Raw genomic sequence first — 15,397 nt, forward strand, 5'->3', positions numbered from 1 at the left:
AGGGAGATACCGTCGTGGTACTGATTTACTCGCAAAGGCGGTGTGTCAGCCACTTATTTGTTGAATGTCAGGCCGTCTTCGCGAGCAAGCCCGCTCCCACAGTTGATCGAGTTCTTCCTGAAGAAATGCGATCGAATGCGGGAGCGGGCTTGCTCGCGAAGAACGATGACGCGGTCGATCAGACTTTATGCCCCCATCCTCTTGATCAGTCTTTTAATTTGCTCAATCGCAAGTCACTTCTATATTGAGGGAGTGCTCTGACTTTCCTGTCTCCTGGCGAGTGCGGCCTATGGCTACGACTGACCAACTGATCATTTGCGAGCACTGCGACTGCGTGTATGAAAAAGTCACGCTCGCCAAACATCAAAAAGCCCTGTGCACCTGCTGCGGCGGTGTGCTCCAGCGTCACAACAGTTTGTCGGTGCAACAACGTCTGGCGCTGAGCATCACCGCGACTGTGTTGTGGATCTTTGCCAATTTCTATCCGGTCATGAGCATCAGCATGAAGGGGCTGAAAAACAGCGCGACGCTTTGGGACTCGGTTGTCGCGCTGAGCCAGGGCCCCATCACTTTTATTGCGCTAGTGGCAGCGATTTCCATCATCATCGCACCGATGTTCCAATTGCTCCTGCTGATCTGGGTGTTGGGTTTCGCCCTCACCTCCCAACGCTCGCCCGGCTTCAAAGTGTGCATGCGCTGGCTGGAAACCCTCAGGCCCTGGAGCATGCTCGAGGTTTGTCTGCTGGGCGCAATGGTCGCGGTGTTCAAACTCGCCGGTTTACTGGATGTAATTCCCGGCATCGGTCTGTTTGCCCTGGCCGTTCTCAGCCTGCTGTTGATTCGCATTGCCGGCCGTGATGTCCGTGAACTGTGGGACACCCTATGAACAGGCCACCGCTCGCCAGCGAACTCAACTTGTGCCTGTGCCACAGCTGTGGCCTGGCCTGCGACATAACCGACAATCCTCACGAATGCCCACGCTGTGGCGCGCCGCTGCATGCCCGTAAAACCAACTCATTGACCCGCACATGGGCCTACTTGCTGACCTCATTGGTGTTTTATATCCCGGCCAATCTGCTACCGGTCATGAACACCAGTCTGTTTGGCAGTGGCTCTGACAGCACCATCATGAGCGGTGTGCTGGAGTTCTGGCAGCACGGCGCGTGGGACATTGCCCTGATCATTTTCATCGCCAGCATCGCGGTACCGGGCATCAAGTTCGTTGCCATCTCCCTGCTGCTGATCACCGTGCAACGCGGCAGCCTTTGGGCGCGCAAGGAGCGTTCGAAGCTTTACCGTTTCGTTGAGTTGATCGGCTACTGGTCGATGCTCGACGTGATTGTTGTTGCGCTGGTCGCCGCACTGGTGAAATTCCAGGCTCTGGGCGATATTCAACCGCGCCTGGGCATTCTGTTTTTTGGTCTGGTGGTGGTGTTCACCATGCTGTCTGCCATGAGTTTCGATCCGCGGCTGATTTGGGATAACCAGCGAGAAAAACCACCAAACGAGGAGGTCATGGATGAAGTCGCAAGCCACTGATGGGCCGCAAGACCCCGGCCAGGCCAGTATCAAGACCCGTCGCTTCAGCGTTTCGCTGGTGTGGATCGTGCCGATCGTTGCGGTGCTGGTGGGGATCTCCCTCGTAATACACAACGTGATGCAGGAAGGCCCGACCATCACCGTCACGTTCAAGACCGGTAGCGGCCTTACGGCCAACAAGACCGAGGTCAAGTATCGCAACGTGGTCATCGGCCATGTCTCGGAAGTAAAGCTGAGCGACGATCAGAAAAGCGTCAACGCCACGATCAAACTCGACAAACAGGCTGAAAGTTTCACCCGCGAAGATTCGCAATTCTGGGTCGTGCGACCGCGCATTGGAGCCGGCGGCGTCTCGGGCATCGATACGCTGCTGTCAGGCGATTACATTGGCGCCGACATCGGCGAGGCCAATGCCCGCTCCAAACACTTCATCGGCCTGGAAAATCCGCCACCTATTACCTATGGCGAGCCGGGCAAGCGCTTTGTGCTGCACACCCAGGACCTCGGTTCGCTGGATATCGGCTCTCCTGTTTACTACCGCAAAATCCCGGTCGGGCAAGTGGTCGCGTATGCACTGGATGCCGACGGCAAAGGGGTGAACATCGAAATATTCGTGCACTCGCCCAATGACGTCTACATCACCGAGAACACCCGGTTCTGGAACGCCAGTGGTATTGATGTGAACGTCGGCGCCAACGGTTTTGCGGTGAGTACCGAGTCCTTGTCGTCCTTGTTGGTGGGTGGCATCGCGTTTCGCGCGCCGGAATACAGCCCCAACGATCAGCCGGCCAGCGAGAATAAGACCTTCGACCTGTTCGAGGACCCGCAAACCGCCCTCGCCCCGCCCCACGGTAAGGGGCAGTACTTGAGCCTGCGTTTCGATCAGGCCTTGCGCGGGCTCAAGATCGATGCACCGGTGGAATTCCTCGGCATCGAATTTGGCAAAGTCGTCTCGGTCAATCTGGATTTCGACGCAAAAAAACGCAGTTTTCCGGTCAATGTCGGCATCGTGATCTACCCGCAGCGACTCGGCCAGGCCCATGAAAAGATGCTTAAGGCCTTGAATCATGACCCCAATGACGAAGCCGCCAGTATAAAACTGATGGGCAGCTTCATCGAAAACGGCCTGCGGGCTCAGGCCCGTAGCGGCAATCTGTTGACCGGTCAGCTGTACATCGCGCTCGACTTCTACCCCAAAGCCGAGAAAGTCGTGTTCGATCCGACCGCCCGTCCCGTCGTTATTCCCACCATTCCTGGCAGCCTCGAGCAGTTGCAGGAAAAACTGGAGGGCATGGTCAACAAGATCAACCAGCTGCCAATCGAACGCATCGCCGGCAACCTCGATAGCAACCTCGTCGAACTGCGCAAGGGCCTCGTACAGTTCAACGCCAGGACCCTGCCCGGCGTGCAAACCACCCTGGCGGACGTCAGCAAGACGTTGCAATCGGCCAGCTCGACTCTGGCCGAGGATTCGCCGCAACGGGAACAGTTGACTCAAACCCTGGACGAACTCGGGCGGATGTCGCGCTCCTTGCGTGAACTCTCGGATTACCTGGGCCGACATCCAGAATCGCTGATTCGCGGTCGTCCCGACAATGCCGCACCTATTGATATGCAGGCACCACCGCGCAACTGACCACAGGAGCAACACCATGGCTTTTTCGCTGAAAATCACGCTGGTCACCGCGTTGTTGTTGCTCACCGCTTGCCGCAGCGATCCGATTCAGTTCCACACCCTGACCCCTGCCCAATTGAGTGGCGCAAGCAGCAGCGCGGAGATCCAGATCGAAAGCATCACGGTGCCGCCCCAGGTCGACCGCCCGCAGATTGTCATTCGCCAGGGCAACAGTGGCGTGGCAATCCTCGAAACCGAATGGTGGGCAGCGACCCTGGTGGATGAATTGCGCAGCGCCCTGGTCGATCAACTGGTCAACAGTAACCCGCAACGCAGAGTGTCGTTGCGCCTGGATGTACAACGCTTCGATTCGATTCCCGGGCAATACGCATTGATCGACGTCAAATGGCGCCTGCGCAGTCTCGGTGCCGGCGATACCGCACTGATCACCTGTCGCAGCACGTTACAGACCCCTTCCGGCCCGAGCATTGATGACCTGGTGGTCGCTCATCAGAACAATGTGAAGCGCTTGGCCGCCGCCATCAGTCAGGCCGCAGCCGGATCACAAAAAGGCTGCCCCGCGACGCCCTGAACAGGTTGCGGGGTCCAGCGCCCGCCTGATCACCTATCAGTTCAGGCGTACAGGCAGTCCAGTGGAATGGCCACCACCGGCAGCGCCGGGTCGAATGCATGCCGGGTGGTCTTGTAGGGAAAAATTTCCCCTCGTGCGATGGTCGTGAAAATCCGCGCCACCTCGAACGCCTGCCCAGTCTGCCAATGCCGTACGCACACCCGTGGGTCTGTGTAATCGAGCTGAATGCACGGCACCCGTTTCAAGCCCAATTGCAACGCCGCGTTGAGCCGGTGATTGCCATCCATCACGATGCCTTTCGAGCGTTCCACGATGATCGGCTCCAGCCAATGCCCGGCGCGGATGATCGCTTCGCTGAGCCGTTTCACGTTGACCGGATCGACCTGCTCCGATTGCAAGACATCACACAATGGACGCAGGGCAATCTGGTAGCTGTTGAGCGAATTCGGCCGTGCGGCAAGAGCCGCTTGCGGGTGTCCCATGGTTCATCTCCTGATTTAACAGCCGGGTTCAGCAGGCATCGGCTTTGGCCGGGATCGCGTACTGGCTGGCCACCGCGCGCAAGCGTTGAGCGTGCTCGATCAGCGGCAGGTCGACCATCTCGCCATCCACTTGAACCGCGTGGCTGCCACCAGCGACGGCAGTCAATACCCGGTCCGCCCAGGCCAGCTGCCGCGCATCGGGCAGGAAGGCGCGCTGAACGGTGGTCAACTGCGCGGGATGAATGCACAGCTTGGCGCCAAAGCCCAGGGAGCGGGCGTAATGTGATTCCTGCGCCACCACGGTCATGTCGCTGATCGCCGGCGTGACGCCATCAATCGGTGCCGGCAGCTCCGCGGTGCGCGAGGCCAGCACGATTCGATTGCGAGCAAAGAGAAAGGCCTCCGGTATCTGGCTGCAGTTGATGTCCAGGGAAAAGTCCAGCGAACCGAATGCCAGCCGCGCCAGCCCGGGAATGGCGGCAATCGCTTCGACCTGCTGCAAGCCTTTGGCGGTCTCGATGATGGCGACGATCTGCAGCGAAGGATTCCACGCCAGCAAACGCTCGACGACCTCGGACAATGTCTTGGGGCATTCTGCCTTGGGCAGGAAAATACCCGCGCATCGCTCGGGGTAACGCATGTCGCTCAACCATGTCTGGTCCTGACGAAACAACGTGCTGCTGACGCTGTTCAAGCGAATGTAACGCTGGCACCGCGTGGTTGGCGTGCTCTCCTGCCAGGCCCAGATTGCGGCCCGCGCCGCCGCTTTACTGTTGGGGTGCACGGCGTCTTCCAGGTCAAGGATGATCGCATCCGGATTGACCTCGACCGCTTTCGCGAAACGTTCGGGGCGATTACCCGGAACGAACAGGTAGCTGATGGGAAGCGTGGCGGTGGTGCTGAGACGATCAGTTGTCATTGAATCTCTCCTGGGCATGCATCAATCGGGGATATTCGAAAGGCGCTTCAAAAATTTCTGGCTCCGGGGCATGGGGGGAATTTCGAACCCGGTGCCAGTTTGTTGCATCAACCCTCAATTCCTTATTGATCAAGGCATTAAGCTTTTTTTATAGAGCGTTGATTGCTTACTTCAGCGTGAAGATAAACAGGCTCTGAACTCTCCTCGCTGGGGTGGATATTCAAAATATGTGAAAACCTTACTTGATAATCGTTCGCGTTAGCAATAAGGTTCTCCCCGTTCCGTAGGTTTTTTCCAAAATACAAGTAAGTAATGTTTCAAGGAAAGCAGCGCAGTGATGTCATTTAAATGTCAGGCACTGGCACTTTAAATCGATAGGCGACGCCATTAACCAATGGCTGATCGCCATATCCGCATACACCACAGGGAATAGGGTTCTCATGCAATCCATTAATATCACTAGGGTCATTTGCCTATCTTTAAATGCGCTGTGGCACCCGCCTCCAGGGTTTTAATCACTCGCGACTGACGAGAAGCAACATCTCACCTATCGATAACCGTTAGTTATCGAAATATGAATGGCGACGTTTTCAATGCCAGGGGGTAACTATGCCTAATACAACTGCATCGCCACCCGAAGAGCGAATTGAAGTGCATGAGCCTGAACGACTTAAACCGCTGCTTGACCCAATCGTTGAACGATTGATTCATAACTTTCCGCAGACACTTCTGGAACTTGTGTCCCAAAACGGTTCTCCGCTGAATCTGGTATGGCCACATGCTTTTCACATCAACGCAACGGCCCTGCAAAGCGTGCTGAATCAATACGGCGTACGTCATGCCATTTTCTACGGTGCCAAGGCCAATAAGTCCCAGAGCCTGCTCGGCGCCGCCGCGACTGCGGGTATCGGTATCGATGTTTCCAGCGTCCATGAGCTTGATGCGGCGCTGCGTGCCGGTACCGCGCCGGAGCGTTTATGCGCAACGGGCCCAGCCAAAACAACAGTGTTCCACCAGGCGCTGGTGCGTCATGGTTCGCTGATTTGCGTGGATTCGCTGGAAGAGTTCGATCACCTGAAAGCCGTCGTCGATTCTCGATCAACAGCCGCCAAAGCCAGGGTTTTGCTGCGTTACAGGCCGCAGAGCTGCCCAGCGAGCCGATTTGGAATGGGGGCAAATGACCTCCTGCAGTGCCTGCAGTACCTGACCGAACATACCGACGCGTTCCATTTCGAAGGCTTTCATTTTCACCTCGGCGGTTATGGATTCGAGAGCCGCGCGCAGGCCTTTCGAGAGCTCAGCGGGTTTGTCGACGCCGCACGGGAAATGGGATTGACCCCGAGCATGATCGACATCGGCGGCGGCTTGCCGATGCGTTATGTCGCCCCTCAGGCTTATGCCGGTTTCCTGGAGAACAACAATAAACCCAGCGACTATTACAACCACTCAGTCCCGGACTCTTTTTATCCTTATGGCAGTAGCCTGACGGCTTGCCAATGGCTGGCATTGTTTCTGGAAGCTGATCATTCGCCAGGACTTTCCATCGCTGATTATTTGAAAGCCCAAAATATTACTTTGGCGTTGGAACCTGGCCGAAGCCTGGTTGATCAGGCGGCCATTTCACTGTTTCGTGTGACGCGCACCAAACAACTGGCCAACAATAAAACGGTCATATTCGTTGAAGGCAGCAGTTTTAGTGCTTGTGAAACATGGTTCGCGTCTGAATATCTGGTCGATCCAATCCTGATCAGCGCTCAAGTATCAGATCACATACCCATGCAGGCCTATATCGCAGGGCATAGTTGTCTGGATGACGATGTCATCACTTATCGATTAATCAATTTCAATACCTGCCCCCAGGCCGGCGATCTATTGATCTATGCCAATACCGCCGGCTATCAAATGGACTTGCTGGAGAACGAGTTTCATCGCCATCCCCTGCCCCGGCGGCTGATGGCGACCTGTTGTACGGAAGGTAACTACGCGTTTTCACCTGACTACTAAAGGGAATACTTGAAATGATATTGAATAAAGTCTCAGACCTTATTGGCAATACGCCCATGTTGGGAATTGCTGTTCCGGATACCCACGCCAGACTGTTGCTCAAGATTGAAAAGAACAACCCCGGCGGCAGCATAAAAGACCGCATGGCGCGCAACATGGTGCTGGCCGCCCTCAAGTCCGGGCGCCTCAAACCCGGTGGCGTGGTGGTCGAGTCTTCTTCCGGCAACACCGGCATCGGCCTAGCCATGGCGGCCGTCGAGTTCGGCCTGCATTTCATCGCCGTGGTCGATCACCATGCCGCCCAGGACAAGATCGCCGTGATGAAAGCGCTCGGCGCCGAAGTGCGCTTCGTCGCGGGCAACTATCGCGAGGATGAAGTCGCGGTGGTCGAACGCCAGCGACTGGCCGCCGAACTGGCGAACCAGATCCCCGGCGCCGTGTTCATGAACCAGTCCGACAACGCCGCGAATGCCGGCGGTTACAGCGATTTCGTGCGCGAGACCATTGCTCAGGCTGAAGGCGACATCGGTGCCTACGTCGGTTGCGTCGGTACCGGCGGCTCGATGACTGGCATCGCTCGCGGGCTGAAACTGCACAACCCGGACACGGTCACCGTGGCTGTGGAACCCGCCGGGTCGATCGTCTTTGGCCATCCCGGCTATCCGTACTATCAGTCCGGCACCGGTACTCCCGCCGGCGACACCGTGGGGCTGGTGCTCGACTACAGCTGCATCGATCTGGGTGTGCAAGTCACCGATTCCCAGGCGTTCGAAACCGCACGCTACATCGCTCGCCACATGGCGTTGCTGGTCGGTGGCTCCACCGGCGGCGCGATCTTCAAGGCCCTGGAACTGATCCACAAAGGCGTGCTCACCGGCAATGTGGTGGTACCGATTGCCGATGGCGGCGAAAAGTACCTGCACACCGTGTTCGATGACAAATGGCTGGAGGAACGGGACCTGCTGGACCCGGACGTCGCGCCGCAGCTGGACATCTGGCTGGGCAAGACCCAATGGCTGGACGCGACCTCCACCCCGCTGCAACTGAGCGTTGCATGACCCCTTCCCCACTCAGGAACGCTCCAATGGAACCACTGAAAGTCGCCATTTGTGGCGGTGGCAGGACCGGTCATCTCAACGCCATCCTGTTCAAACAGCTGCACAATGTTCAGGTCTCGATGCTCACCAGCAACCCGGAGGTGATCGACCAGCACACCCGCCATACGCCGATGCAAGCGCTGTTGCCGGACGGCTCGACGCTGAGCGCCCGGCTGGATCGGGTAACCACCGATGCGCGAGTCGCCGTCGAGGACGCCGATATTGTGATCATTACCGTGCCGGCCCATGCCCGACAGCAAATGCTGCAAGCCATCGCGCCGCACCTGAGTGCGGATAAACCGGTCTACATCGGTGCGATTCCAGGCTTCTGCGGTTTCGACTGGCTGGCCGAAGCCGCACTGGCCGAACGACCGAACCTGGTGATCTGGGGCATGAAAGATGTGCCGCACACCGCCTTCGATCTGAAGCCCGGGCTGTCGATCAAAATGGGCGGCAGCAAAAGCCAGCTCTACGTCGCCACCCATGCCCGCGAATCGGACGCCTCCCGCCAACAGCTGCACACACTGCTCACCGTGTTATATGGCCCGTGTGTGACGCTGCTGGACAACTATTTGGAAATCACCCTGACGCCGGGTAATCCGATCATGCACAGCTCGGTGATCTACGGGCTGATCGGGCCCTATGGCCAGTGGCATCGCAAGATTTTCCCGCAACGCATGTGCTGGTGGACCGAGTGCCCGGAGCTGGGCGCCTATTTCCTGGAACGCATGGATCAGGAAAGCCAGGATTTGTGCGCGGTGATCAGCCAGCGGCTAGGCGTCGATCTGTCTTCGGTCAAATCCTTGAAGCAGGAAATTGTCGAGGCTTACGGCGAGCAGATCCGCGACCAGAGCAGCATGTTGTCGATCCTGCGGACCAACCAGGCCTACAACGACATCCTCGCGCCCATGGTTCCCGCCGACAACAACCGCCCCGGCTACGTGATCGAACGGGAAAGCCGCGCCTTCAATGAAGACGTCGCCTACGGCTTGGTGTTGCTGGTGGAAATGGCCAGGCGTTTCGAGCTCAAAGTCCCTTACATCGAGGAAGTCCTGAACTGGAGCGTGGCCTACATGCAGGGCTTGCGCGATTCGGCGCTGGACTACTTCCCAAGCCATTGGCCGCGTACGGCCTAAGTGGCGAGCCAACCTCTTCCTTTATTTCCCGACGAGCAGATAGCCGATATGGATGACCTCAAGACACTGATCGCCTTCTCCCGCAAAAACGCCCTGCGACGGTTGATCCGTTGCCTGTTTGCCGAAAACATTCTCGACCGCACGGCCCTGAGTTTTACCGCCGATGGCAAACAAGCCACATTCGCGCTGAAGAATGCACGCGCGCATTTGTTCTTCTCTGACATCGCAATGGGCCCTGCCGATACGCTGGTCAATGACGGCGACGTGGTGCTGCTGACGGATGAAGGTGTACGCCAAGTGATCCACAGCCATCAGGACTTGCTGGATGTGCTGCGCGACAACTTCGACTTTGAACCCAGCGACGAGGGTGTCGCCGGATTGAAATCAGACATGGAAAACAGCCTGCTGAACGATGCCCATGCTCGCCAGCATCGTCAGCAATGGAATGCCCGACTGGCCGAGCAAACCAAAGACAACGGGCTCGACAGTTTTACCGATTATCTTCGCCAGCACGCCAGCACCAAGGATGCGGCCATCCTGCTGGACCAGTGGGGTTCGCTGGAAGGCCATCCGTATTACCCGACCTGGAAGTCCCGACCGGGCCTGAGCGATGCCGAAGTCGAGCAATTGTCCCCGGAGTTCAACGCTCAGGTGCCGCTGCGCATTGCATCGCTGCGAGCCGACATGGCGAAAAGCGAAAGCATGCCCCACGTCACCAGTTATCACGCCTGGTTCGCCAGCAACTTCCCGGCGCAATGGGAGCAATGGAAGGCTTCGCTCAACGCCAAAGGCCTGAACGAACTTCAGTGGATGCCGTTGCCGATTCACGCCTGGCATTTGCAGGCATACGTACTCAAGACCTTCGCCGCGGAAATCGAAGAAGGCATCCTGATTACTGAAGGCCCGGACATTGCGACGCTGCCAACCATGTCGTACCGCACGATGATGCCGGTGCTCAACGAAAGCGCGCCGCTGATCAAATTGCCGATCGCGCTATGGATGACCAGCGAGCTGCGCAGCCTGCAAGCCAAGTCGATTCACATGGGGCCGCGCATCAGCACGGTGATCACGCGGATTCTCGCCGCGGAAAACGGTTTCGATCAGCAACTGGAAATCTTCCCGGAAGAAATCGGCGTGCGGTACAAAAACGCCATCACCCAGGACGATGCGCCGGGTCGGCACTTGTCAGTGGTTTATCGCGCCAGTCAGCAAGCGTTCGAGCGCAGCGACGATTGCCTGCCGATCACCGTGGCCTCACTGTTCACCCGTTTGCCCGGTAGCGGCCGGCCGCTATTCACTGACCTGATCGAGCGCGATGGGGTTCGGGCCAGCGCCGACAGTGTCGAACGCTGGTTCCGCCAATACGCCAAAGTCGTCACCCAGCCTGTGGTTGCGATCTACCTGTTGTACGGCATCGGGCTCGAAGCCCACCAGCAAAACACCATGGTGCTGTTTTCTCCGGATGGCAAAGCACGTAGTCTGCTGATCCGCGATTTCGGCGATGGCAGAACCTACGCGCCGCTACTTGAAGAGCGCGGCTACGCCCTGCAACCGCACGTGCAGCCGGGAATCCTGCCAACGGTTTTCGTCGACGACATCGAGCCAGTACGCATGTTTGTGCTGGACGCTGCGTTCCTCACGCACCTGCACGAAATGGCCCTGTGGCTGACGAAGGAGTACGCGTTGAACAACACTCGGATGTGGGAGGTATTGCGTGAAGAAACCGAGCAGGCATTCGCCGCCGTGCGCGATCGTGTCTCGCCGGCGCTGTGGGAAGTCGAACGCAAAGCGTTCATTCAGGACCCGTGGCCAACCCGATCGTTGTTGCGCATGCACTTGATGCAGTACTCCAACTATCGCTTGCAGCACACGCTGACCAACCCGCTTGATGCCGTTTAACCACCGAGGCTGACTCATGTCCCATGCAGGTGCCATCCAGGGTTCGAGCGTAAGAATCCTGATTTATCTTCTGTTCGCGATCCAGCTCATCTCCATGGGCGCGATGGAAATGAGCGGGCCGTTCTGGCCCGTCCACCTGCGTGGGCTGACGTCGTCGGAGTCGGTGTTCAGCTTCGCCAGCATCGCCGTCTACGTCGGGCCGATGCTGGGCATTATTCTGACCAGTGCATTCTGGGGCCGTATCGGCGACCGGTATGGCCACAAGTTGATGATGATCCGCGCCCTGGCCGGTTTGTCGTTGACCCAGCTTGGGCTGGCCCTCTTCAGCGATATCTGGGTGATCCTGCTCCTGCGTTTTTTGCAGGGCGCGTTCGCCGGGTACATCGCCCCGGCCCAGGCTTACGGCGTCAGCATCGAAGCGCCTTCACGCCGGGCGCGGCTGTTTGCAATCCTGCAAATATCCACCAACGTCGGTTCGTTGCTCGGTGCCGTGGTCGGCGGGCTGATCCTTGATTACGCGACATTCTTCTGGATCAACATCATTGCCGCGGCCCTCTGTGCAATCTGCACCGTGGTGGCGGCCGTGACCTTGCCGGATGTGCCACCGGTGAAGAAAGCACCGGTGGTGGATGTCGCAGCACCGATCAGCCGTTCACGCAGCCTATGGCAAGGTTCACCACTGCTGTCGTTGCTGGGCGTGATGGGGATTCTGTTGCTGGCGCGAATGCTGCCGCAGACTTCGTTCTCGCTGTATGTCAGCTCGGTGTTCGAGGTCAGCAACTCGGTAGTCGGCCTGTGCTATGGCTTGCTGGCCCTGGGTTTCATCATCTCGGCCACGCCGTGGTCGCGCTACTTCGAACACCGTAGCCAGCAGGAAACCCTGCACCGCATCACCTACATTGTTATCGGTTGCATCGGCCTGACCGCCTTGGCCGGCATCACCCGTAACCCGGCAGTATTTGTCATTGCCTACTTCGTTTGGGGCGTGCTGCTGGGGGCGACGACGCCGGTGCTGATGGCACTGATCTCGAAAACCGCCGACAGCTCACAGCAGGGTTACGTCCTGGGGATTGCCCAAAGTACCGCGCAATTCGCCTCCATCGCGGGCATCTCGGCCGGTGGTTTGCTCAGCCAGGTCTATGGTTTGCAATACACCTACCTGTTTGTTTGCCTGGCCTATGTGGTCGCGCTGATTCCGATTGTCGCCCTGCGCTATTGGCCGGTGGTGATGCAGCCGAGTCAGGTCCCGCCCGGCGACTGATCAAGGAGAATCCCGTTTGAACATTGAACAATTGCGTGCCGACACTCCGGGTGTCGAGCAACTGATCCACTTCAATAATGCCGGCGCGGCATTGATGCCCGATCCGGTCATCGACGTCATGACCCGTCACCTGCAACTCGAAGCGCGCCTGGGCGGTTACGAGGCGGCCGGGCAACGGGCGTTTGAGCTGGAAAACGTTTATGGGTCCATTGGCCGCCTGATCAACGCCCGCCCGGACGAAATCGCGGTGATCGAAAACGCCACCCGAGCCTGGGACATGGCGTTCTATTCGCTGCCATTGGGGCCGGGGGATGTGGTGCTGACGTCGACCACCGAATACGCCGGCAATTACATTCCCTATCTGCAACTGAAGAAGCTGCGCGGCATCGAGATCCGGATCATCCCAAATGATGAACAGGGCCAGGTATCGCTGCCAGCCTTGCAAGACATGCTCGGCGATGATCGCGTGGCGTTGGTGTCGTTGCCGGTGATCGCCACCAACGGCGGGCCAGTCCAGCCCATCGAGGAAATCGGCGCACTGGCGCGTGCTGCGGGCGTATTGTTTTTGCTCGACGCCTGCCAGGGAGTCGGGCAAATGCCCATCGATGTGCAGAAAATCGGCTGTCACCTGCTCGCCGCCACCAGCCGCAAATACCTTCGCGGGCCACGGGGCATGGGCTTTCTCTATATTGAAAAGTCTCTGTGCGAACGTCTGGAGCCGGCATTTCTGGACCTGCATTCGGCCGCCCTGTTGTCACCCGACAGCTACGAGATTCGTGCCGATGCCCGACGCTTCGAAAACTGGGAATGCAACGTCGCGGCGAAACTGGGTCTCGGCGCTGCGGTGGATTACGCCCTGACCCAAGGCATCGAGCCGATGTGGCAACGCATTCAACACTTGGCGAGCCACCTGCGCCACCGACTGGCCAACCTGCCCGGCGTCGCCCCGCAGGATTCTGGCTCGGTCAAGTCGGGCATCGTCACCTTTACCCATCAGGGGCACGGCGCGGCACAGGTGCAGCAATGGCTGGCGGGACAAGACAAACGGATCAACGTCACCACCTCGACGTTCCGCTCGACCCTGCTCGACATGCAGCAACGGGGCTTGCAGGAAGTCAGCCGCGCCTCGGTCCATGCCTACAACACCGAGGCCGAAATCGACGCGATGATTCATGCACTGGAACGCATGCCGCGAAGGTAAGCCACCGATTCCCCTCTTGCGTCGCAGGGTCACCGTCCATTAGGATTGGGAATACTTCTCAATCGCAAAAAATTATCCTCCATGAGCGATACCTTGCCCGCGACCCACTACAATCATCTGCGCACAATTGAGGCCCTGTACAGCGGGCATCATGGCTGGCTGTACGCCACGCTGCGCAAAAAACTGGGCAACGCCATGGATGCGGCCGATCTTGCACAGGACACCTTCACTCGCATACTCGCGTCCCGGGTCGCGGTCATTGAGCAGCCTCGGGCTTACCTGAGCTGCGTGGCCAAGGGCATCCTGGTCAATTGGTATCAGCGCAAGGCGCTCGAACGCGCCTACCTGGATGCCTTGGCGTTGTTGCCCGCGCCCGAAGTGCCCTCCCCCGAACTGCGCTTCATGGTGCTGGAGACCCTGCACGAAATCGACGCGATGCTCGACTCTCTGCCGCCGTTGGTGAAGCGTACGTTTTTGCTATCGCAGATCGGCGGGCTGAAATACGAGGACATCGCCACACAACTGGGCGTCTCGCTGATTACCGTCAAGCGCTACATGAAGCAGGCCTTCGTGCAATGCCTGATGCTGGTGGAGTGAATGTCGACTCGCCACGGTGACGCGCAAATCGATCCGCGAATTCTCGAAGAAGCCGCCGAATGGCTGATGCGTCTGAGCGAAAGCGACTTCAACGAAACCCAGCGTGCCGAATGGGAATGCTGGCGTGTCAGCAGTCCCGAGCGGCATCGCGCCTGGTCTCGTGCGCAATTGCTGCAAAGCAAGCTCGGCGGGCTGCCGCCGTCGCTGGCGATGTCGACGCTGGACCGCCCAAGCAATCCCGAACGACGCACCGCACTGGCAAAACTGGCGACCATCCTCGCCGTACTGCCCGCCGGCTGGGGCAGTTGGAAGCTGGTGGAATCGCAGCAATGGACGGCCGACTACCGAACTGCCGTGGGCCAACGTCGTGAAATGACCCTGGCCGACGGCTCGCGCATCACCCTGAACACCGACACCGCCATCGACGTGCTGTTCGACGCTAACCAGCGACTGATCAACTTGCGCGAAGGCGAAATTCTGGTGCAAACCGCGCCAGATGTATTGCCCCAGGCCAGGCCCTTTCTGGTCAGCACCCGTCAGGGGCGCATGCAGGCCTTGGGCACACGGTTTACCGTTCGCGAATGGCAGACCCGCACCCACCTTGCCGTGCTGGACGGCGCAGTCAGAGTCGAATTGCCCCGTGACAGTCACGTCGCCCCATTAATCGTCAATGCCGGGCAACGCACCGATTTTTCCGCGCAAGCCTTTGGCCGATTGAACCCGGTGGACAGCGCCGTCAGCGCCTGGAGCCAAGGCATGCTGATGGCCGACAACGTACGTCTGGCCGACTTCATCACCGAACTGGCGCGCTATCGCAAAGGCTTCGTGCGCTGCGATCCGGCCATTGCCGATCTGCGCATTTCCGGCGCCTTCCCCATCAGCGACACGCAACGCACCCTGAACATGCTCGTGCAAACGTACCCGGTGATCGCCACCGGGCATTTAAGCGGCTATTGGGTCACGCTTTCTCCTGCCTGAGCGGGACTAAACACATTTACTGAATTCAGCACAAATACCTGTGGGAGCGGGCTTGCTCGCGAAAGCGGTGGGTCAGG

Annotated in this window: 14 protein-coding genes; 12 read left to right on the forward strand and 2 right to left on the reverse strand. The window is 58.5% G+C overall.

Annotated features, from left to right (window positions below; translation table 11 throughout):
• The first annotated feature begins 289 nt into the window (after window positions 1–289).
• From KVG95_RS29020 to KVG95_RS29035, 4 genes are read left to right on the forward strand one after another with little or no spacing between them, the layout of a single operon-like run.
• A complete protein-coding gene (locus KVG95_RS29020) occupies window positions 290–886 on the forward strand; it encodes a paraquat-inducible protein A (RefSeq protein WP_217858876.1) in 597 nt (198 codons plus the stop codon).
• Entirely contained in the window at window positions 883–1,539 is a 657-nt protein-coding gene (locus tag KVG95_RS29025; protein ID WP_217858877.1) for a paraquat-inducible protein A, read from the forward strand. The genes KVG95_RS29020 and KVG95_RS29025 overlap by 4 nt, the downstream gene beginning before the upstream one ends.
• Complete coding sequence (locus tag KVG95_RS29030; RefSeq protein ID WP_217858878.1) at window positions 1,520–3,175, forward strand: PqiB family protein; 1,656 nt, start codon at window positions 1,520–1,522, stop codon at window positions 3,173–3,175. The genes KVG95_RS29025 and KVG95_RS29030 overlap by 20 nt, the downstream gene beginning before the upstream one ends.
• Window positions 3,176–3,191: 16 nt before the next feature.
• Window positions 3,192–3,746, forward strand: coding sequence for a PqiC family protein (locus tag KVG95_RS29035; RefSeq protein ID WP_217858879.1), 555 nt, complete (start codon window positions 3,192–3,194; stop codon window positions 3,744–3,746).
• A 41-nt stretch (window positions 3,747–3,787) separates the two neighbouring features.
• Here KVG95_RS29035 and KVG95_RS29040 read toward each other — a convergent pair whose 3' ends face one another.
• Together KVG95_RS29040 and KVG95_RS29045 are read right to left on the reverse strand one after the other, a co-directional pair.
• Entirely contained in the window at window positions 3,788–4,228 is a 441-nt protein-coding gene (locus KVG95_RS29040) for a ParB N-terminal domain-containing protein (RefSeq protein ID WP_217858880.1), read from the reverse strand.
• 28 nt (window positions 4,229–4,256) lie between these two features.
• Window positions 4,257–5,147 carry an HpcH/HpaI aldolase/citrate lyase family protein gene (locus tag KVG95_RS29045; protein WP_217858881.1) on the reverse strand — a complete coding sequence of 297 codons (891 nt, stop codon included), beginning with the start codon at window positions 5,145–5,147 and terminating at the stop codon, window positions 4,257–4,259.
• 609 nt (window positions 5,148–5,756) lie between these two features.
• On the opposite strand from KVG95_RS29045, the gene KVG95_RS29050 reads away from it, so the two are divergent.
• The 8 genes from KVG95_RS29050 to KVG95_RS29085 all read left to right on the forward strand — a co-directional run bounded on the left by KVG95_RS29050 (window position 5,757) and on the right by KVG95_RS29085 (window position 15,320).
• The gene (locus KVG95_RS29050; RefSeq protein ID WP_217858882.1) at window positions 5,757–7,151 is read left to right on the forward strand and encodes a Y4yA family PLP-dependent enzyme; all 1,395 of its coding nucleotides are present in this window, start codon (window positions 5,757–5,759) and stop codon (window positions 7,149–7,151) included.
• 14 nt (window positions 7,152–7,165) lie between these two features.
• Complete coding sequence (locus KVG95_RS29055; RefSeq protein WP_217858883.1) at window positions 7,166–8,209, forward strand: PLP-dependent cysteine synthase family protein; 1,044 nt, start codon at window positions 7,166–7,168, stop codon at window positions 8,207–8,209.
• 26 nt (window positions 8,210–8,235) lie between these two features.
• The gene (locus KVG95_RS29060) at window positions 8,236–9,384 is read left to right on the forward strand and encodes an NAD/NADP-dependent octopine/nopaline dehydrogenase family protein (RefSeq protein WP_217858884.1); all 1,149 of its coding nucleotides are present in this window, start codon (window positions 8,236–8,238) and stop codon (window positions 9,382–9,384) included.
• Between the two features lie 48 nt (window positions 9,385–9,432).
• Window positions 9,433–11,283, forward strand: coding sequence for an IucA/IucC family protein (locus KVG95_RS29065; protein ID WP_217858885.1), 1,851 nt, complete (start codon window positions 9,433–9,435; stop codon window positions 11,281–11,283).
• Between the two features lie 16 nt (window positions 11,284–11,299).
• Entirely contained in the window at window positions 11,300–12,544 is a 1,245-nt protein-coding gene (locus tag KVG95_RS29070) for an MFS transporter (RefSeq protein ID WP_217858886.1), read from the forward strand.
• Window positions 12,545–12,560: 16 nt separating this feature from the next.
• The gene (locus KVG95_RS29075) at window positions 12,561–13,745 is read left to right on the forward strand and encodes an aminotransferase class V-fold PLP-dependent enzyme (RefSeq protein WP_217858887.1); all 1,185 of its coding nucleotides are present in this window, start codon (window positions 12,561–12,563) and stop codon (window positions 13,743–13,745) included.
• Between the two features lie 81 nt (window positions 13,746–13,826).
• A complete protein-coding gene (locus KVG95_RS29080; RefSeq protein ID WP_217858888.1) occupies window positions 13,827–14,342 on the forward strand; it encodes a sigma-70 family RNA polymerase sigma factor in 516 nt (171 codons plus the stop codon).
• Window positions 14,343–15,320, forward strand: a complete 978-nt coding sequence (locus tag KVG95_RS29085) for a FecR domain-containing protein (RefSeq protein ID WP_217858889.1) — start codon at window positions 14,343–14,345, stop codon at window positions 15,318–15,320. It abuts the gene before it with no gap.
• The last annotated feature ends 77 nt before the right edge of the window (window positions 15,321–15,397 follow it).

It is taken from the genome of Pseudomonas farris (assembly GCF_019145235.1).
Classification (GTDB): Bacteria; Pseudomonadota; Gammaproteobacteria; order Pseudomonadales; family Pseudomonadaceae; genus Aquipseudomonas; species Aquipseudomonas farris.